This window comes from Billgrantia hypersalina, assembly GCF_052584175.1.
Window position 1 is genome coordinate 98375 of record NZ_JBMIQI010000020.1, and the last position, 19043, is coordinate 117417.

Genomic DNA, 19043 nt, shown 5'->3' on the forward strand with positions numbered 1-19043 from the left:
TAATTTACCGTGCGCTCAATCGTGAGTAACGCGTTTCATTCGATAGAACCAGCCATCTGAAAAAAACCACAACTCATCCTCAACGATTTCAAAAATAATGCGCGGGCCTTCTTGTTTCGAGGGAAATATACTAAACACCTCAATAACATTCCTATCCATTCCGTAGCCATAAAAGTTTCCCCACCTTTCTGTAGGTAATGGAACCTCTCCCTCTTCTTGAGGTACAGGATGACAATCTATTTTATAATTAGGAGAATCATATCGAAGCTCATCCCAAAGCGAAAAATGGTCATGAGATATTAAAGCCTTCTTATCAATTCGCTCTACGGCTTCTTCGCGAGGTGTCAGCCCTCCTCCATAGCGACTTATTTCGACTGTAGTATACTCGCCTCGTACTTTTCGAAAGTCAGAGCAAGCGCAATCTGCTAGTGCAGCGGCCGGCATAAACAATAATACGCCGATCAATCGTACCAAAAAATCCCTCATTACCATTTTTCATACACTCCGTTGGAAAACATATTCCATTCTGCAGCACGTCGATTAACCAAGCCTCGGTTTTCCACGCCTTGCGATCTGTTCCAGGCTTTCCACGCCGCTTCTAGATTAGAATATGGCGTCACCGCATCGGCATCATTTATCAGCTTGACTACGGATGATGAAGCAAAAGCATGCAACCCAATGTTGTATGCTAAAATGACAGCCGCATCGAATTGATGTTGCGCCAAAGCAGCCTCAATTTCTCTTTTCACAGCCTCGACATAAGCTTCCAGATGCTCTTCAAATATATGCTCAGCCTGCTCGCGATTGATACCGTGCTGATATAAAGGCCACTTGGATGCGGCAATGAGATGCCCATAGCCAATCGTGGCCCCTTCTACCCATGATGTAATCTCACGTCCGGTCTGATCGTCATAAGGCATCAAGCGCAGCTGTTCGACCTCCTTCAACCACTGTTTTCCCGCTTCGCTCATGGTGAGCTCCGTTGGCTGGCCACCAGCTAGCCCAGCGCTATCTGGTGCTGCAGCAGCCGATGAAGCGGAAGCCTGCGGGGCTGTAGCGGCCAATGCCGTAACCGCAGAGACAAGCGGGCCTCCTCCCGACTCACCGCCAACAGCGCTCGCCCCTCCTATTACCACGCCACCACAGCTCACTGCGTGACCGGTGAGTGCCGCCGGCTTGCCGTCGATCAAAATAGTGCTTGAGCCTTCGGCTATGGCGCGTGGATGTGAAGGGTGGTTGGGCTTGTCGTGCGGAACCAGGGGGTCGCCCAGGCGAGCCGCGGCCTTGCCGTCGATCAGCACGGTCGGGCTACCGGCGGTGACCGGCGTCGGCGGAAAACCGTCATGGTCGGTGCCGATGTCACCTACGAGTACGAAATTGCGTCCCATCAGTCGCTCTCCCTGTTCTGGCTTAGTCCCACTCCGCAGGCGCCTCGAAGCTGGCCACGTCGAAGGCGTTGACATGCATGCGCGCGAAGCCGGCCTGCTCCAGGCTGCGTACCGCCGCCTGGCAGGCCAGTGGCAGCCGGGCATTGAGCGGCACCCCATTCAGGCTGAGGCGCGCCGCCTCTAGCAGCCGGGCGCCGTGGCCGCTGCCCTGCCACTCGGGCTCGACGAAGAAAAAGCGCAGCTGCCAGGCCGCCTCGTCATCGGGCCGGCACGCCAGCAGCATGCCCAGCGTGGGTCCTTCGCGATGTCGCAGCTTGAGCAGACGGCCCTGCCAGCGGGCAACATTGCCATCGTCACGCTGCAGCCACTGGCTGCGTTGCACGGTGAATTCCAGTGCCCGGCGCAGAGTGGTCAGGCGGGCCTCGTCGCGCAGCACCCAGGGCGAGTGCCCTTTGGTATCGGCGCGCCGGGCCGCCTCGAGAAAGGCGCCGATGTCTTCCATCGAGGCCTCCTCCAGCCCTTTTACCGCCTCGCTGGCGCTGGCAGGCGCCGCCGCCTTCCGGCTTTCTCCGCTGAAAAGGCGCTTAACGGCTGCCAACATCGAAACCTCCTTCGGCGTATAGCGCAGTGGGCAGCTGGAACCCAGCGACCAGCGGGCGGGTGAATGGATTGCGCGAGCCGGTAGCATGCAGTCGATAACGCGCCGTCCCGCCATCCACCTGGAAGCGCAGCTCCAGATCGCGCTCGCCGGCGCTGGTAATCTCCGCCTCGTCGAGCAGGCGGAACCAGGCCCAGGCGCCGTCGCGGCTAAGGCTGCGCGGCGAGCGGTTGACTTGGCTCGGCACCAGGGTGATGCGACTCTCGTTACCGCCGCGTAGGGCATTGGGCCAGATCATCGATACCCGCGAGCTGGCGCTATGGGCGTAGTCGATGATTTGTCCGTCGATGTTGATCACGCTGCGCCGCTTGTCAGCGCTCAGGCTCACCGGCTCCAGGGCGAACTCCACGTCGAGTACGCCGTCGCGGCCGAAGTAGGCCTGGCGGATCTGCTCGGCGCGCTGGAAGGCGGTGAACACGCTTTGACGCAGTAGCGGTGTGCCTTCGGCATCGACCAGGAACTCGGGCGCCTCTTCGACAAAGGGGCGCAAGTTGTCCTGGTAGAAGCGATCGAGAATGCCGCCGCCGGCGAAGAAGGTTTCGAAGTCAGCCAGCGCCACCTCGCGTGAGGCGCTGGGCACCAGCGGGTAACGGCCCGCCAGGCGCTCCTGGAACGGCCCCACCACCTCGTCGAGCCACTGATGCTCCAGGTGACGAATGGCACTGGCCATCATCAGCTGCCAGCTCTGGTCGGCCAGGCTGTCGAGCATGCGGCCCACCGGGGCCGGGGTGTTTTCGGCGATGCGCTTGAGGTTGTGGATGGGATCGCCGCCGCGCAGCGCCAGGCGGTCGCGGGCGTTGACGAAGGCCGCACGGCCCGGATCGCTGGCACCCTGCACCTGGCGCAGGTAGTCACGCAGTTCACCGATGGCCATCTTGATCTCGGCGATGTCGGCCGGACTGCCGCCGCGGTCGTCGAGTAACCCGTTAAGATCGCGGAAGTGACGCTCGATCTCGCCGGCCAGGCGGTAGCGCGGTGAGCGCTCCAGGGCCTGACGCGCGGTCTCGTCGTCTTCCGGCAGCTCGGGGTAGAGGCGGGTGTGGCGCGCCACTTCGCCGAGCAGGCGATCCAGCGGTCGGCTGGCGCCGAGCAGGGTATCCGCGACGAAGACAGCCTGGTCGATGTCGGGCAGCGGCACCAGATAGAGGTCGTCGAGCACCTGACGCCAGGTCAGGTGGTAGTCGCTGACGTAGCGCTCGTGCAGGGCATCGCGCAACTGGCGCTCGTCGGCGGCGCTGAAGGCGATGTCGTCACGCTGGCCCAGCACCCAGAGATCGATCATCGCCAGTTCGGTGGCTTGCTCGATCTCCTTGAGGAAGTAGCCTTCGAACCCGTCGCGGGTCACCAGACTGGGTAGCTGCAAGCGCTCCAGCTCGTCACCGCGGGCCATGAACACGGCGTTGAACGACGGCCCCACGCCCTGCGGGAGTTCGAGTACCGCACCGCTGCGCGTGGAGCTCTCCGCCTTGAGGGTGGCATAGACCCGCTCGTCCATGGGCTGACGCGAGAGCTCTTCCTGAGCGGCCTGCAGACTGCCGCGCAGTGCCGCCATGGCCTGCTCGGCGTGACGATCACTGGCGGCTACCCGGCCCTCGAGATCGGTGTGCACCATGGCGTAGGCGAGGTGGTCGAGCAGGCGCTCCTGCACGCTGCCGCGCTGCGGGAAAGCGCGTTGCCAGCGCCGCGCCATGTAGGCTTCGACCCGCTCGGGCTGCCGCCCGCTGGCGTCGGACATCATGCGTAGCACGCGTAACAGGGCCAGCTTCTCGTTACTGCCGGCCTCGGCGCGGTTCATATCGTCCATGATGCCGATCATCAGCGAAGGCAAAAAGTGGTAGCTGAGCATCGCCAGGTAGGCATTTTCCACCTGGCGACCCACGGCGTGTCCTTGGTAGAGGCCCATATCGGCCAGCCACGGCAAATGCTCGCGGTAATCACCGAACTCCAGGGTGGTGGCGCGCAGGCGATCGAGTGGCTCCAGTAGCGCATAGCCGGTCGGGTCGTCGCTGCGCAGTTCGTCGGGCTGGGCCGCGAGGAACGCTTCGGTCTTCTCCTCCACCGCCGCCAAGGCCTGGGTGTTCTTCTGGTAGAAGTGGCTCCAGCCGCCCACCAGCGCCAACCCGGCCAGCAGACAAGCAAAAGCGCTGGTACGCCGCAAGCGGCGCCGACGCCGGGCGGCACGAGCGTTGTCGCCGGCCAGTCCTGCCTCGGGGTAGATCACCTTCTCGAACAACTCCTCGGTAAAATAGAGCGCGCTGCGCGCGGCACGATGAGCCGGCTGTGTAGTGTCGGCCATGCCGTAGCGCCGCGCGGCAGCATCGACGAAAGGGTCCTCCGGCACGCCCTGCTGATACACCGAGGTGAAGTAGGTGCCGCGCACCATGGCCGCAGTGGAGTAGCGGTCGCTGGAGAGCGCTTCGCGCAGGAAGCCCAATAGTACGTCCCGCAGGCCGGCGAGCTGGCGCACGAAGCGGAACACCGATTCACGCTCCTCGCGGTCGCGGCACTCGGCCAGCAGCGTGGGCAGGCTGCGGTTGAGCCGTTCGAGCATGGCATCGTAGGCGTTGGCGAACTCGTCGGCCCACTGGTCGATACGCTCGACGCTCTCCGGGCTGAAGGTGAAGCCCAGCGGCGCCCGGCGGGCGGCGCGGGAGTAGTGGCGGAAGAAGTCGTCGAAGCCGTGCAGTAGGTCCATCTTGCTGAAGGTGACATAGACCGGCAACCGCGTGCCGTGGCGCTCCATCAGCTCGCGCAGGCGGGCACGCAGCAGCGAGGCGTAGGCCTTGCGCACCGCCACCCGGGCATCGCTCAGCCGCGCCAGATCGAGTACCAGTACCACGCCATCCAGCGGACGCTGGGCACGGTTGCGCTCGAGCCAGCCGACGAAGTGGTCCCACAGCCGGCTCTGCATCTCCTGGGGTTCGCCACCTTCCAGCGCACCCTGGGTCAGCAGCTCACCGTCGGGGTCGATCAGCACCGCCTTGTCGCCGATCCACCAGTCGAAACCGAACTGATTGCCCTTCTTGCCCTGGCCGGATGCCTTCATCACCTGGGTCAGCGAGAAGTTCTGTCCCGAGCGGTTGATCAGGCTGGTCTTGCCCGCGTTCTCTACGCCCATCACCAGGTACCAGGGCAGCTTGTAGCGCGCCCCGAGGCCGGCACCGAGATTGTCGAGCAGCTCGTGCAGGGTGGCATTCAGTGTCGCTTCCTGCTGCTCTACCTGGGCTAGCACCGGGTCGAGCTGAAGCTGTTCGTTGTGGTGATGCTCATTGCTCACTTCACGCAACCGGCGAGCGAGGCGAACCCCCCATACCACCGCCACCAGGGTGGCTAGGGCCAGGGTGGCCAGCAGGCGGTTGAGCCAGGGCGCCAGCGGGTAGCTATCGCGGACCTGCCACATTGGCCCCAGCCACCAGATGGCGACGACCAGCGCGGCCAGCAGCAGCCACCAGAGCACGGCGGTTAGCTTACTCGCCTGCTTACCGATGCCCTGGGCCTTGTTGCCATGCATCTTGGCCCGGTTGACGTTGCTTTGTGCCCGAGAGACGCCGGGTACCCAGCGACTCAGACCGGACTTCACACTTTTCCACATGAGCCTTAGCCCTCGTCCCTGTCGATGTTGATGGTGATGCTGCTGGCGGCCTTCTTGGGGTGCCGATCAGCTCGTGTTCGTATCGCCGTCATGCACCCTTCCCCACCGCCCGCTCGAGGCGCTCGAGCAGCGCCGGCTCCCACTGTTCCAACCCAAGGCCTGCCAGCGAGTCGTGCACCGCGCGATAGTGCTGGCCGGCCATCGCCGCCAGTCCGGCATCGCGCAGCAGATCGGCGCTGGCCAGCCGCCAGTAGGCGACCTCCCGCGGCGAGCGGGCCTCGGCCAGGCCGCGATCGAGCCCCGCCAGAGCCACCTCGAGGCCCTCGGCATCGAGTTTTTCTCGCGCCTCGCTGAGCCCCTCCTGCCACGGATCGCCGACGCCTTGCTGAACGCCCCCGCCGCTACCGCCCGCGGCGGCCTCCAACCATTGGCGGGTCTCCGCGTCGACGAAAGCGCTGCCGTCGTTGAAGGTCAGCGCTTCGATGCCGGGCAGTCGCTCGACGAAGCGGCCCGCCTCGTCGCGAATGGCCGCGGCGCAGCGCGGATGACCGAGCCGTTCGGCGGCACTCGCGCTGAGACGATGCCCCTCCAGCCAGTAGGGGCTAACCGCCAGGCTGTTCTCGATGCGCTTCCACAGCTCGGCATCGGCACCGCGTGAGAGCGCCTCGCGATACTCCGCCACCCGGTCGGCGGCGGGGGGTGCCAGCTCGGAGCGGACGCCGTCGCGGGTTGCCGGCAGCGCCTGGATGGCATGCCAGATGGCGTGGCGACGAAGCCGAAAGCCGAGCGGGTCGCTCGGACTCTGCTCGTTGAGGAAGTCGGCCATCTTCAGCAGGGCCTGCCGGTTGCCGCGCTCGTTGCCCGCTTCCAGGCGCATTTCCGGCAGCTTGGCCGCAGGCGTAGAGACACCGCCCGGTGCGGTTCGTGGTGAAGCCTCATCCCGTGTCGGCGCGGCGGTGGCCGCCACGGCCTGGCTGGGGCGGGCCTGACGCAGCAGGCGCTGCAGGTCCACCAGCGGCTCGTCGGGCAGCTCGAGCCCCCGGGCCGCCGCCAACAGCGCCTCGAGGGCAGCCTCGCAGGCCTGGTGCTCGTCGGCGGCGTTGTCGAAGTCGAGGGTTTCCGCCAGCGTCAGCGCACGCTGGGCGAATTGGCGGAACAGCCGCGGCCGCAGCCGCTCGCCCTGCACGCCGCCGTAGGGGTAGGCCTGGTTCCACCAGCCTCCGAGACTGCCGGCGAACAGGCGCAGCGAGAGGGCGAAGCGTACGCCGTCGCCGCCGCGCTGTAGGCAGTGCAGCAGGTGGCCCAGCACCTTGAGGTCCTTGCCGGTTTCACTCAGCAACCGCACGGCGCGGATTTCGGCGCCTTCCCAATCGACTCCGCCATGCTGCAGCGAGCCGATCTTCATCATCTCCTCGTCGAGCCAGGCATAGTCGGGGCTGTCGACTACTGATCTACCCACACCCTCCGGGGGGAGCGCAGCCAGCAAGCCTTTCAACTGTGCTTCGTTGACGATTCGCATCTCTACCTCACCAGCGACAGGCGTCGCGCAGCGGCTGAATCGCCTGGCGCAGCCCGGCGGTTTCGAAGCGCAGGCCGTCGAGGACGGCCTGGTCGCTGCCCAGCGCCAGTTCGTCGGCGTCCAGCAGCTGCTGCAGCGTAGCAATGGCCGGCAGGCCTCGGCCGCCGCTGACCACGTAGCCTCCATCGCGGGCCTGCCACACCTGTTCCAGCTCGCGTCCACCGGCTCGCAGACGCACCTGCACCCGCGGGGCATGCAGCGCCTGGGGCAGGTGGAACTGGAAGCGGGTAATGGTCTTCTCGCAAGCGATCACCAGCTGTGGTCGCGGCGGCACACTGCCCAGCGCCGGCACGCTGATTTGCACTCCCCCGCCGTCCTCGCGGATCAACAAACCCATGTCATCGCCGTCGCGCTCGGCCTCCTGTGCATTGATCGCATGCCACAGCGCGGGACGAACATCCTCGCTTGCCGCCGCTTCGACGTGGGCAAGGAACAGGGCGTCGTAGCAGCCCAGCCGCTCCAGGCGCGAGGGCTCGGCGGCACACTCGTGGGCCTGGGCCACTACGGCCTCGGCGGCATCGCCCCAGGCGTCGGCGACTGGGATCAAACTCATGGCCAGCGCCAGCCACGGCGCAAAGAAAACAGTGGTCGAACTCATTTGGCGTCCAGTTCCAACAAACGGCACCTGTGTGCCAGGGTGCGCTTGGGCAGGCCGAGGCTCTCGGCCGCCAGGGCGCGGTTGCCGTCGAACAGCTGCAGCCGTTGGCGGATCAGTTCCGCCTCGTATTCGCGCAAGGCACGACGCAGGTCCTTCACGCTTGCGTCGTTTGCCTTGGTGGGCGCTGTCGCGGCACTGACATCGTCATCGGTCTGAGCCTCGGCATCGGCCTGGGCGGGCAGCGCCTCGGGGGCGACATCCTCGCCGGGGCGAGTCATGGCGCAGGCGTAGTCGATCAGGTTCTTCAACTCACGCACGTTGCCCGGGTAGTCGCGCTCACGCAGCTGGCGCAGTGCGGCCGGGGTGATGCCCATCTCATCGCGCCCCTCGCGGGTACAGAAATCGGCAATGAAGGCTTCGGCCAGCTCGGCAATGTCCTCGCTGCGTTCGCGCAGCGGCGGCAGGGTCAGCGGGAACTGTCCCAGCCGGTAGTAGAGATCGGCGCGGAAGCGCTGATCGCGAATGCGTTCGCGCAGCGGCTGGTGCGTGGCGGCCACCAGGCGCAGGTCGGCACGGCGCTCCTCACTCGATCCCAGCGGCCGATAGCCGCCGTTCTCCAGCACCCGCAACAGCTTGGCCTGCAGCGGCAGCGGCATGTCGCCGATCTCGTCGAGGAAGAGGGTGCCGCCGTCGGCCTGGCTAATCAGCCCTTCCCGGGCCCGGTCGGCGCCGGAGAAGGCGCCCTTGGCGTGGCCGAACAGCTCTGATTCCAGCAGCGACTCGGGAATTGCCGCGCAGTTGATCGCCATGAAGGCGCCCTCACGCCGTCCCGAGAGTTGGTGAATGGCACGCGCCACCCGGTCCTTGCCGGTGCCGGTTTCACCCTGAAGCAGCACCGCCAGGTTGGTCTCCGCCGCCCGTACCACCTGGCTGCGCAGCGCCTGCATGGCTTTCGAATCGCCCAGTAGATCGGCGGCCAACCGCGCGGCCAGCGCCTGTCGACGAGCGCCGTCACTCAATTGGGCCAATGAGTGCCGCAGGCTCGCCTCACGCTGACGCTCGCCCTGGTGGCGGGTTAGCCCCGCCCACAGCCGGCACAGCAGCGCCTCGAAGGCAGCGAACTCGCCATCCGCCTCGAGCACGGCCAGGCGTTCGGCTTCCCCGGCCATGGCCAGGGCACCGAGCCACTCACGCTTCCTGTCCAGCGCCCGCAGCGGACGCACCACCAGCTGCAGCCCGCCGGGAAGCCTCCCCACCTGGGCCTGGAAATCGGCGTGGTCGAGCCGCGAGCGCGCCTCCAGCAGGCCAAGACGCAGCGGCTTGCCCTGGCGAATGGCATAGGCATAGGGATGGCGGAAGTCGTCGCAGTCGAAGCGACTATCAATGCCGTCACCGCCCAGCCAGCGGCCGCTGCCGTCGAGATAGAGACAGCTGACCCAGGCCAACTGGTGGCTGGCCTGGAGAATGCCGCTGGCGCAAGTGCGCAGCTCGGCGGGCGAGGCGCTTTCGACCATCGCCAGCGCACGCGCCATGCCGTCGAGGCCGGGCGCCGTCGGCAAGTCGCCCTCGCACCAGCGCGTGTCGAACACCTTCGCCGTCATTGCCTACACTACCTCCACGGTAAAGGCGCCCGCCTCGTCGACGCCCAGCGCCACCCGGGCCACCGTCTCGCGCCGCGCCATGCGGTCGAGCAGCGCCCGCGACACCGGCGGCAGCAGCTCGCCGTCGATCACCGACTCGAGCATACGCGCGCCGTTCTCGCTGCGGGTGGCACGGATGCAGATGGCGTCGCGCAGGGCCTCGTCGAGCACCACTTCGGCCTGGTGATGGCGCGAGCGGATACGCTCGGCCAGGGTGTCGAGCTTGGCCGCCACGATGTCGCGCAAGGTGTCGGCGCCCAGCGGGAAGTAGGGCACCACCTCCATACGCGCCAGCAGCGCCGGCTTGAAGAAGCCCGCCAGCACCGGGTAGAGCGCGTCGTCCAGCGCTGCGGGCTCCTCGGCGTGGGCGACGATGGCCTCATAGCCCAGATTCGAGGTAAGGAAGAACACCACGTTCTTGCAGTCGATCAGTCGCCCTTCCCCATCGGCTAGCTCGCCCTTGTCGAAGGCTTGGTAGAACAGGTTGAGCACGTCCGGATGGGCCTTCTCAATCTCGTCGAGCAGCACCACCGAATAGGGTCGCTGGCGGATCGCCTCGGTCAGCAGGCCGCCCTCGCCGAAGCCCACGTAACCCGGCGGCGAGCCGATCAGCCGCGACACGGTGTGCTTCTCCTGGTACTCGGACATGTTGATGGTGGTGAGGAACTGACGACCGCCGTAGAGGCGCTCGGCGATCTGCACCACGGTCTCGGTCTTGCCCACGCCGCTGGGGCCGACCAGCAGGAAGGCGCCCAGCGGGCGACCGGGGCGACGCAGGTCGGCGCGGGCGGTGAGCAGGTGGCGATGCACGCGCTCGATGGCCATCTCCTGACCCTGCACCAGCCGGCCGAGATGCTCAGGCAGCTCGGTGAGACGGGTCAGCTCGTCGCTGGTCATGCGCTCCACCGGCACGCCGGTCCAGTCGCCGATGACCTGAGCGATCTGCGCCTCCTCGACGCTGGCGTTGACCAGGGCGAACTCCTGCTGCAGCTCGGCCAGGCGCGCCTCGTGGCGGGCCAGAGCTTCGTGCGGGTCCTCCGCTGCGACGGCGGCATCCGCTGCCGTCACGCCTTCGCTAGCCACGTCGGTCTCGGCAGCCGCAGGCTCGACTTCGGTGTTGCCCGCTTTGAGCAGCTGACGATGCAGGGCGATGATGGCGTCGACGCACTCGCGCTGGTCGACCCAAGCCGCCTCGAGCCGCTCGACCTCTTCCTCCAGACGTGCGAGACGGGTGTCGAGCTCGGCTTCGCGGGCCGGGTCGGGGCTGCGCCCCAACAGACGCTCACGATCGAGCTGCTCCCGCTCGCGCCGGGCGGAGATGTGCTCGCTCTTGAGGTGACTGAGCCGGCGCGGTGGGGTGTCCAGCGCCTGGGAGAGACGTGCACAAGCGGTGTCGAGTACGTCAATGGCCTTGTCAGGCAGTTGGCGGCCGGCCAAGTAACGCGCCGAAAGCTCGGCGGCAGCGCGCAGGCCGCTGTCGCCGACCAGCACGCCATGGGCGTTCTCGTAGGTGTCGCGCAGGCCGCGCAGGATCACCAGCGCCTGGTCGACGCTGGGCTCGGCCAGGGCCACCGGCTGGAAGCGCCGCGACAGCGCCGGGTCCTTCTCGAAGTATTTCTTGTACTCGCGCCAGGTGGTGGCGGCAATGGTGCGCAGCTCGCCGCGGGCCAGGGCCGGCTTGAGCAGGTTGGCGGCGTCGCCGCCGCCCTCCTGGTTGCCGGCGCCGATCAGGGTGTGGGCCTCGTCGATGAACAGCAGGGTCGGCCGCGGCGAAGCCTTGACCTCCTCGATCACCGCCTTGAGCCGCTTCTCAAATTCGCCCTTCACCGCGGCACCGGCCTGCAGCGCGCCGAGATCGAGGCTCATCAGCTCAACGTCGGCCAGCGCCGCCGGCACGCGGCCCTCGACGATGCGCGCGGCGAGGCCCTCCACCACGGCGCTCTTGCCCACCCCGGCATCGCCGATGACGATGGGGTTGTTCTTGCGCCGACGACCGAGGATGTCGAGCATCTGGTCGATTTCCGGGTCGCGGCACAGCACCGGGTCGAGCTCGCCGCGGCGGGCCTGCTCCGTGAGGGAGGTGGCGAATCGCGCCAGGGCGCTGTCGCCCTGGACGGCCTGGGCCGGGCGGCGACCGGCGTCACCGGACTCGGCGCGGGGCGCCTCGGCGGAGTCGGCGGCCAGCCGCTCGAAGCCACGGCGCAGCCCCTCGCGATTGATCTCGGCCAGCAGCGCGGCGCTGCGCGGCCCCACATAGCGCCCGGTGTTGTGCAGCAGGGCGGTGAAGATCAGGCCGCTGCGCAGGCTGTCATAGCTGAACTCGGTCGTGGCCAGCAGCCAGGCGTCCTGCAATAGCTCGACCAGCAGCGGCGAGAAGCTCGGCGTGGTGACGGCCAGGTCCCGCGGCGGGCGGGTCTCCTCGGCCAGTCGCGCACGCAGCTCGTGAAGGTCGACGCCCTGCCCTTCGAGCAGACAACGCAGGTCGCACAGCGGCTGATCGATCAGCGCCAGCAGCAGGTGGCCGGCGGTGACCTCAGGGGCCTGCTGCTCGGCGCACAGCACCGCAGCCTGCTCCAGGCCTTGACGGGAAACGGTATTGAGACGGCCGATGAGCGCGGGAAGCTCTACCCTGAGCATGGGATCTCCTAACGGTAAATCTGATCGAGAAGGGTACCGACCTGGGCCGCTTGCTGATCGAGCGTCCAGGCGAAGCCCAGGTAGGCGCCGACCATGGCGACGGCGAACAGCGCGAACACACCCCAGACCGGCATGCCGCGACCGCGGTGGCGTCGCCCCGGCATGACGTTGTCGAGCGGCCGGGTCAGGCTGTCTTCCGGTGTTTCGCTGAGGGCCGCCAACTGGTCGCCGAGGCTGCGCACGATGTGCTCGTACTCCTCGCGGCCGTGGTCCATGACCTTGTAGCGTCCTTCGAAGCCGAGGCACAGGCAGAGGTAGATGAACTCGAGCATGTCGCGGTAGCGCTGCGGCTCCTGCTGCAGCCGGGTGAGGATCGAAAAGACCTTCTCGCCGCCCCAAGTCTCGTTGTGGAAACGCGTCAGCAGCGAGTGCTCGGCCCAGCTGCTTTGATGCCCCCAGGAAGTGGCCATCACCGCCTCGTCGACGAACGAGCAGAGCACGTAGCGGAAGGCCAGCAGCGTGGGTCGATCGTAGCCCTGCTCGGTGAGCTCCACCTCGATGGCCGCGATTTCGTCGACCACCTGGCGGTAAAGGCGGTCGAGGTCGCTCATGCCGTCGAGCTGGCGCACCCGTAGCACCATGCCTAGCAGCGAACTGGCGGCGTCGGCCAGCGGGTTGAGGTTGTATCCGCGCAGGCGGAACCAGTACTCCTCGTCGGCGTCGAGCTGTTCGGCATGGCTGTGGATCAACCGCTCCAGCCCACGCTCGTCGATGCGGTCCTCATGGCGGGTGGGGGCATAGCGCGCCACGGCGCCAGCCTCGGGTTCGTATCGCGTGGTGGCAAGTTCTTGCATGGCTTAGCTCCTGATCGCCCAGAACTGCATTTCGAGCCCGGGAAATTCGCCCGCCACGTGGAAGGCGAAACCGCTGGCACCGTCGAGCATGCTCCAGGCCTGGCTCTGCCGGTCGAGGCGGAAGTAGCTGTAGCCGGCGTGGTAGGGCAATTCGCGCGGGGCCACCGGTAGCGGCTCCAGCGGCACACCGGGCAGCTGCAGGCTGATGAGGTCGCGGATGCGCTCCACGCTGGCCACCTTGGTCTGCTGCAGAAACAGCTTGCGCAGCCGCTCGTGGGGCATGTCGGCACGCACCGCAAGGATGAAATCGGCGTTTTCGAGTAGGGCCGGATCGGCCAACGGTGCCACCAGCAGGCCGTAGCGTCGCGACTGCAGTTGGATCGCCAGCGCACGCGGCTCGAGCACGGTGGAGAGCGATTGACGCAGACTCTGCATCAACAGCCGGAAGGCCCGCTCGGGGTGGTCGTGGTCGTAGGCCGGGCACTCAGGCGGTAGCCGCGACTCGTCGGTGAAGGTCGTAAGCTCGCTGGCGGTTTCCAGCATGGTGGCGAACAGTCGCTCCGGGTGCAGGTGGCCCAGACGCGCCAGGTGCTGAAAGCGCGGCTGGGCGCGGTTGAGCAGCTGCAGCAGCATGAAGTCGGAAACGTCGGCCACACCGGCCTGGTGCGGCGAGGCGAGGCGATGGGCGATGTTGCGCGCACGTTCCCGCATTAGCCCGGCCATCTCGCCGACGAAGCGCTGCAGCACCGGCGCCGCCTGCACGTTAAGCAGCGTGGGGATGAACTGTTCATCGAGCACCAGACTGCCGTCGGGGCGCCGCTCATGGATGCGCGCCACCGCCAGGCAGGTGTAGGCGCTGCGATCGTCGCGTTCGAGCAGCAGGCGGGGGGCGACCCGGGCGACATCGAGAACCGCGGTATCACCATCGCGGGAGTGCAGGTCGCGAACGCTGCGTTGCGCCAGGCGGTAGCGAGTCGGCAGGTCGTCGTCGGGCCAGCGAACCTCGCCCACCGCATCGGTGGCCAGCGGCAGGCACAGGTAGACGAGCTGGTTGGCAATACCGGCGTCGTCGATCTCCAGCGGCTTTGGCTCGATGTCATCATCGGGCAGTAGAAAGGCCGTACCGTCGGGCAGCACCCCGCTGGCGCGACTGATGGCAATGCGCCCAAAGCTCAGGTATTCGGCGTTAAGCTCCAGGGTCTGGAAGCCGTACAGGGCGTGACTGATGCCCCGCAGGCGCGCCTCGAGCAGACCTTCGAGGCTGCGCTGCTGCTGCTGGAAGTGCTGCGGCTTGATGAACAGGCCTTCACTCCAAACCACTCGGTTGCGGCTGGCCATTAGTCTTCCTTCCTCAGCTCGGCCTCGCCGGCGCGCAGGTGCACCAGAAGGTGGTAGTCCTCGCTGCGCGAAGCGACCCGAACCACCTTCTTCCACTCGGCCTGGTCGGGATTGCTGTAGAAGGCGATCAGCCCGATGTAACGAGTCTCCTCGTCTATCTCGAACGGCTCGTAGAACTTCCACTGACCCGGCAGCAGGGTGAAGTCGTCGTGAGTCAGGTAGTTGGTTCCCAGGGCGCCTTCCAGATCGTTACGCAACTGGTAGTGGTCAGCCGCCATCAGCATCGAGTCGTCCTTGAGCTGCAGAATCTGGAAGCGCAGCGGGGTGCCCTCGCCCTCGAAGTTGGGGTTGACGTCGGGCTCGGCGAGCATGGCCAGGTCGACTCGGGTCGGTCGCTCTTCGGGATGGCCCACCGGAACCGAGGGGTCACGGATCACTTGCCAGGTCTTGCCTATGGTGGTGCAGCCACTGAGCACCAGCGCCAGCAGCACCACCGGCAGCCACGTCAAGGAGCGCGCCGGGGTTTTGCTTGTGCGCCAAAATCTATCGTTCATGTTTTCTGCGCCCCGTCTTGTTGTGTTCACTTGGCTTCGCGCTGCTGACGACGTACCGACTGGTCGTACGCCTGTTCGAACACCTCCCAGAACAGCTTGGCGAAGCCTTGCTGACGGCCTGAGTTGAGCTCCTGGTAGTAGTGGCGATACATCTCCCATGCCCAGCTGCCCTCGTCGTCGAGGCGGTTGCCGGCGCCGCGATAGGCATGAAAGCGCTTGAGCAGCGCATCAGGGGCGAAGGCATCGAGGATCGCCTGCAGTGCCTCGCCAATGGCCTCCTCCACCGCCGCCTGGTGCTGTCCTTGGTGAGTCAGGCACTCGGCCACGGCCGCCGGCGCCGAGAGATGGACCGGGCTGCGTCGAGCGGAGAACAGCGTCTCGACGGTGTCGCGATAGGGCTGTCCCAGGCGCAGCGGGTTGTCTTCGATCGGCTGCAGGCGCCGGTCGCGCAGCGGGTAACGACTGTCGTCCTGGGCGCGGTGAAGCGCCTGCAGGCCTTCGATGGCGGCACGCAGGGTGTGGCCGGCCTCAGCCAGGAAGTTGAGCTGTTCTTCACTGTCGGCAAAGCGCAGCTCGGCGCCCAGCGCGCGCAGCAGCGGATCGCTGCTGCTGGAGCCGGCGCCAGCCGGCACGCTGTCCTGCCAGCGCTCCTCGAGCTGCTCGCCTACCGAGCGTTCCAGATCCTCCAGCAGGCCTTGTTCCATATCCCGGTTCATCTTGGTCGCCTCCTCGTATCGTCGATTAGTCGTCGCCGCTTCGCGCCACTCCAGCGAGTGGCGCTGCCCCGTGTCGCCATGCTGCGGCTCGGCCAAGACGCCGAGCAGCGCATCGTCATCGCCTGGTGCTGCCTCGTGCTCATGAGCCAGAGCCGTGAGCGGATCGCGCTGGCTGGCGCCAGGTGTCGCCTCGCCCAAGGCCTCCAGCGGGTCGTCGCGGCGCGGCGGCGCAAAGGGGGCCGAGGACGCGTCCCGGTAAGGCATCACGCCCTGCTCCGCCAGTCCGTCCAGGTCGTCATCGACCAGGGCGGAGAGCGGCTGGGCACCGGGCAAGCCGGCCTGGCGGTCGCCCAGGTGTACGCGCACCCGGTATTCGCCGACAGCCAGCTCGTCACCGTCGCGCAGGGCGACCCGCCGGTCGCGGCCCAGCGGCAGCGTGGCGTGATTGATGAAGGTGTGGCCGCTGCGGTCGATCAGGCAGAATTGTCCGTCGAGCAGGCGTATTTCGGCATGGGCGGGGCGGATTCGACCAGCAGGGTCCTGCAGCAGCCAGTCATCGCTCGTGGCGCTACCCAGGGTGCCTCCCGTGGCCGCAAATACGTAGCTGCTGGTGGAACGCCCCTCCAGCCGTTCGCTATTGAGCACCACCAGGGTGACGGCACTGGCGGCGGCTTGTTGAGGGCGTGAAAGATACGTCATCGCGTTACCCTGTCATCTGAATGCGCACCCGGCGCCGCTCGGAAGCGGCTCCGGCTCGGGGATTGACGAAAGTGGTCCAGCCGAGCTGACAGCAGCCGTGGTCACCGAGACGCATGGGCTGTACCGCGCTCTCCAGCAGCTCGAGTTCGAGGTCGTAGGCCAGCGGCTCACGCAGCACGAAGCTAACCAACGTCTTGAGCGGGGCATGCTCGCGGCCATCGGGCAGGAAATCGCGAAAGCGTGACAGGCTGAGCCCCTGCAGGCAGAGGGCGAACTTACCGCCCACGTCGGCCACACGTTCGCCGGCGATCATGTCCTCGCCCAGGGTCATGCCGCCGAGGCCGGTGCGGCTGCGCTGATCTTCGGGAATCTCGACCCAGCGGTGCACCCACTGTTCGACGCTCACGTCGTCGAGGTCGAAGCAGTGGCCAACCACGCTCTCGACAACCTCGGGCGAGCGCGAGCGCCCCGCCAGCAGCCCGGCATAGGCCAGCATCTTGCCCCAGTTGATCGGCGTTTCGCCGCGCAGCTCCTCGTCGGCCAGCCCCACCAGAGCGAATACCGCGGCGGAGAACCGATCGCTGGCACCATCCTGGTAGCGCACGTAGTGGCGATACTTGCGCCAGCTGCGATGCACCAGGGTCAGCAGGCGGTGGTTGAAGAAGTCGAGGAAGTCTCGAGCCACGCCTTCGTGGTGAGCCGCCTCGTGGGCCAGCGACTCTAGGTAGTAACCGGGCAACGGTGACTGGGATCCCTGCAGGCCGAAAAAGCTGACCTCAAGGGCGTATTCACCACTGGAGCGAGGCTCCAGTGCCACCACGTCGCTGCCGGGAAAGCCCAGTGACGCCGAGGCGCTGAAGCGCACTCGCTCGCGGCCGGGATGCACGTCGACCACGCGCTCGAGATCGTCATCATGATGACGATGCAGCAGCTCGACGAGCTGGTAGAAATCGTAGCGCCGGGCCCCCTCGATCAGGGCCAGCGGCGCTAGATCAGGGGTTGTTGGCCCGACTGCAAGGTCCATGCGTAACGTTCCTGGTTGTGACGATTGACGACGTGGAGTTCATGGAACGAATTGATGCTGGCGTAGAGCGAGAAGAATCGTGCCAGCACGCTGCCGAACAGATAGAGGCTGCCCTCGTCGCCGAAGGCTTCCTGGTCCAGGGTAATGACCGAGCGCAGCCCGCGTACCGACAGACCACGCTTGAGCCGGTCGATGGAGCGGGTCTCGATGTTCAGCACCCCGGCCAGACGCTTCTGCGACACCCGCTCCGCCTGGCGGTCGACTAGGGCGCGGAAATCGTAAGCACGCAGCACCGAGCACAGCGCATCGCGCTCGAGCAGCGACAGATAGTTGAGCGAAAGGTTGGAGATCAGGGTCCACAATAGGCTGCCATCCAGGGTAGGACGCAGCGCCGGGGTGGGCCGGGTGATGTTGCGAAAGGCGGCGAACGCCGGGCTGGTGTCGGTGGAAGCGATGATGTCGCCCACCGCCAATCGCTCGGGCAGGGTGCGGTTGCTGCAGGTCAGGCGCAGCGAGATGGTCTCGCGCATGCCGACGCAGGCCTGCTCGTCGCCGCGCACGAAGGCGATATCGTGATCGAAACCGTCGCCACGCAGGCTATCGCGCACCCGCACCCGGAAATAGCGTGCCTCACGGCCGCGGTCACGCTCGATCTGATGCTGAAAGCTCTCGAACGGCACGTACTGACGCGGCTCGCCGCGCATCTTGCCGCTGTCGCTCTCGAGCCAGCCCTGCACCGCATCGACGCTGAATACCTCATAGTGCTCGGCTGCACGGCTGCTGGGGCGAATGCGGTACTCGCTGCGCTCGCCGTTGAGATCGATGGGGTCGGCGTCGTGGCTGAATAGGTTGATCGCTGGGGCACAAAACAGTGCCAGATGCTCGTCGCGCACCTTGGCGTCCGCCGGCAGCGTGCGCGAGAAGACGAAGCGCAACACGATGCCCGAGGCCTGACGCGGCGGCAGCAGCCGACCCAGCCCCACCAGATCGACGAAGTGGAAGGCCTCGGGAAAGCAGAGGTACTCCTGCAGGATGCGATAGCCCTGGTGCACGTTGCGCGGATAGGGCAGCAGCGCATGCTCGCGCTCGAAACCCACCGGCGAGAGCATGTCGCGGGGCAGCGGCACCACCGCACCGTCGATCTCCAGCTCCAGGCGCGACAGATAGTGGCCCAGCCACAAATAGAGCGTGCGAGCGGTATAGCCACCCCCGCCCAGATGCAGGCGCAGGTCGTCGATGCCCAGCGCATCAAGCGACTGGTCGCCGTCTACATCGAGCGTGAGTTCGACGATGGATGACTCGCGCGAATGGCGCGCCTCCACGCCGGCATGGATCAGCGGATAGAGCGCCACCTCATGGCAGATACGAAAGCGACAGGCGGTGCCGTCGATGGGCCGAGCCGCCAGCGTGGTGCCGGCGGTCACTTCCTGTCGACCGCTCAAGGCCCCCTTGTTGGGCGTGAACTGCATGATCGTCATGCTCGGCACCGGGCGCAGATAGTTGGGCCACAGCATGGAGATCAGCGAATGCGTCAGCTCGGGGAACTCGTCCTCGACCTTCTCTCGCATGCGTCCTGTGAGAAAAGCGAAGCCTTCCAGCAGCCGCTCGACGTCCGGGTCCGTGCTGCGCTCGGAGAGGAAGCGGCTGAGGCCGGGATTGGCCTCGGCGAACTCCCGTCCCTGCAGCTTCAGGTAATCGAGCTCGTCCCGGTAATAACGATTGAGCATGCGCGCCTCGCTTCCTGGCTGGGGCTAATCGGCTTGGGT

General features: G+C 66.4%; 14 protein-coding genes. All 14 read right to left on the reverse strand.

The window, feature by feature from the left end; all coding sequences use genetic code 11:
• Positions 1–15: 15 nt before the first annotated feature.
• On the reverse strand, positions 16–486 hold the full coding sequence (locus ACOJCM_RS19240; RefSeq protein WP_445213699.1) for a hypothetical protein: 471 nt from the start codon (positions 484–486) through the stop codon (positions 16–18).
• On the reverse strand, positions 486–1388 hold the full coding sequence (locus tag ACOJCM_RS19245; protein ID WP_445213700.1) for a type VI secretion system PAAR protein: 903 nt from the start codon (positions 1386–1388) through the stop codon (positions 486–488). The genes ACOJCM_RS19240 and ACOJCM_RS19245 overlap by 1 nt, the downstream gene beginning before the upstream one ends.
• Positions 1389–1410: 22 nt before the next feature.
• Positions 1411–1989 carry a GNAT family N-acetyltransferase gene (locus tag ACOJCM_RS19250; RefSeq protein WP_445213701.1) on the reverse strand — a complete coding sequence of 193 codons (579 nt, stop codon included), beginning with the start codon at positions 1987–1989 and terminating at the stop codon, positions 1411–1413.
• Positions 1973–5638, reverse strand: a complete 3666-nt coding sequence (gene tssM / locus ACOJCM_RS19255) for a type VI secretion system membrane subunit TssM (RefSeq protein WP_445213702.1) — start codon at positions 5636–5638, stop codon at positions 1973–1975. The genes ACOJCM_RS19250 and tssM overlap by 17 nt, the downstream gene beginning before the upstream one ends.
• An 88-nt stretch (positions 5639–5726) precedes the next feature.
• Entirely contained in the window at positions 5727–7157 is a 1431-nt protein-coding gene (gene tssA, locus ACOJCM_RS19260; RefSeq protein WP_445213703.1) for a type VI secretion system protein TssA, read from the reverse strand.
• Between the two features lie 7 nt (positions 7158–7164).
• Entirely contained in the window at positions 7165–7815 is a 651-nt protein-coding gene (vasI, locus tag ACOJCM_RS19265) for a type VI secretion system-associated protein VasI (protein WP_445213704.1), read from the reverse strand.
• A complete protein-coding gene (locus tag ACOJCM_RS19270) occupies positions 7812–9416 on the reverse strand; it encodes a sigma-54 interaction domain-containing protein (protein WP_445213705.1) in 1605 nt (534 codons plus the stop codon). Before ACOJCM_RS19270 ends, vasI begins: the two co-directional genes overlap by 4 nt.
• Positions 9417–9419: 3 nt before the next feature.
• A complete protein-coding gene (tssH, locus tag ACOJCM_RS19275) occupies positions 9420–12092 on the reverse strand; it encodes a type VI secretion system ATPase TssH (protein ID WP_445213706.1) in 2673 nt (890 codons plus the stop codon).
• 8 nt (positions 12093–12100) lie between these two features.
• The gene (gene icmH, locus ACOJCM_RS19280; protein WP_445213707.1) at positions 12101–12946 is read right to left on the reverse strand and encodes a type IVB secretion system protein IcmH/DotU; all 846 of its coding nucleotides are present in this window, start codon (positions 12944–12946) and stop codon (positions 12101–12103) included.
• 3 nt (positions 12947–12949) lie between these two features.
• Positions 12950–14284, reverse strand: a complete 1335-nt coding sequence (gene tssK, locus ACOJCM_RS19285) for a type VI secretion system baseplate subunit TssK (RefSeq protein ID WP_445213708.1) — start codon at positions 14282–14284, stop codon at positions 12950–12952.
• Positions 14284–14838, reverse strand: a complete 555-nt coding sequence (gene tssJ / locus ACOJCM_RS19290) for a type VI secretion system lipoprotein TssJ (RefSeq protein WP_445213709.1) — start codon at positions 14836–14838, stop codon at positions 14284–14286. Before tssJ ends, tssK begins: the two co-directional genes overlap by 1 nt.
• 26 nt (positions 14839–14864) lie before the next feature.
• A complete protein-coding gene (gene tagH, locus ACOJCM_RS19295; RefSeq protein ID WP_445213710.1) occupies positions 14865–16253 on the reverse strand; it encodes a type VI secretion system-associated FHA domain protein TagH in 1389 nt (462 codons plus the stop codon).
• 4 nt (positions 16254–16257) lie between these two features.
• A complete protein-coding gene (tssG, locus tag ACOJCM_RS19300) occupies positions 16258–17277 on the reverse strand; it encodes a type VI secretion system baseplate subunit TssG (protein WP_445213711.1) in 1020 nt (339 codons plus the stop codon).
• Entirely contained in the window at positions 17241–19004 is a 1764-nt protein-coding gene (gene tssF, locus ACOJCM_RS19305) for a type VI secretion system baseplate subunit TssF (RefSeq protein ID WP_445213712.1), read from the reverse strand. Before tssF ends, tssG begins: the two co-directional genes overlap by 37 nt.
• Between the last annotated feature and the right edge of the window lie 39 nt (positions 19005–19043).

Bases quoted from the DNA above. Each gene is read 5' to 3' on its own strand.
- tssF (WP_445213712.1), bottom strand. From the start codon at position 19,004: ATGCTCAATCGTTATTACCGGGACGAGCTCGATTACCTGAAGCTGCAG.
- vasI (WP_445213704.1), bottom strand. From the start codon at position 7,815: ATGAGTTCGACCACTGTTTTCTTTGCGCCGTGGCTGGCGCTGGCCATG.
- tssH (WP_445213706.1), bottom strand. From the start codon at position 12,092: ATGCTCAGGGTAGAGCTTCCCGCGCTCATCGGCCGTCTCAATACCGTT.
- ACOJCM_RS19245 (WP_445213700.1), bottom strand. From the start codon at position 1,388: ATGGGACGCAATTTCGTACTCGTAGGTGACATCGGCACCGACCATGAC.
- tssK (WP_445213708.1), bottom strand. From the start codon at position 14,284: ATGGCCAGCCGCAACCGAGTGGTTTGGAGTGAAGGCCTGTTCATCAAG.
- tssG (WP_445213711.1), bottom strand. From the start codon at position 17,277: ATGGACCTTGCAGTCGGGCCAACAACCCCTGATCTAGCGCCGCTGGCC.
- tagH (WP_445213710.1), bottom strand. From the start codon at position 16,253: ATGACGTATCTTTCACGCCCTCAACAAGCCGCCGCCAGTGCCGTCACC.
- ACOJCM_RS19250 (WP_445213701.1), bottom strand. From the start codon at position 1,989: ATGTTGGCAGCCGTTAAGCGCCTTTTCAGCGGAGAAAGCCGGAAGGCG.
- tssJ (WP_445213709.1), bottom strand. From the start codon at position 14,838: ATGAACGATAGATTTTGGCGCACAAGCAAAACCCCGGCGCGCTCCTTG.
- ACOJCM_RS19240 (WP_445213699.1), bottom strand. From the start codon at position 486: ATGAGGGATTTTTTGGTACGATTGATCGGCGTATTATTGTTTATGCCG.
- tssA (WP_445213703.1), bottom strand. From the start codon at position 7,157: ATGCGAATCGTCAACGAAGCACAGTTGAAAGGCTTGCTGGCTGCGCTC.
- icmH (WP_445213707.1), bottom strand. From the start codon at position 12,946: ATGCAAGAACTTGCCACCACGCGATACGAACCCGAGGCTGGCGCCGTG.
- tssM (WP_445213702.1), bottom strand. From the start codon at position 5,638: ATGTGGAAAAGTGTGAAGTCCGGTCTGAGTCGCTGGGTACCCGGCGTC.
- ACOJCM_RS19270 (WP_445213705.1), bottom strand. From the start codon at position 9,416: ATGACGGCGAAGGTGTTCGACACGCGCTGGTGCGAGGGCGACTTGCCG.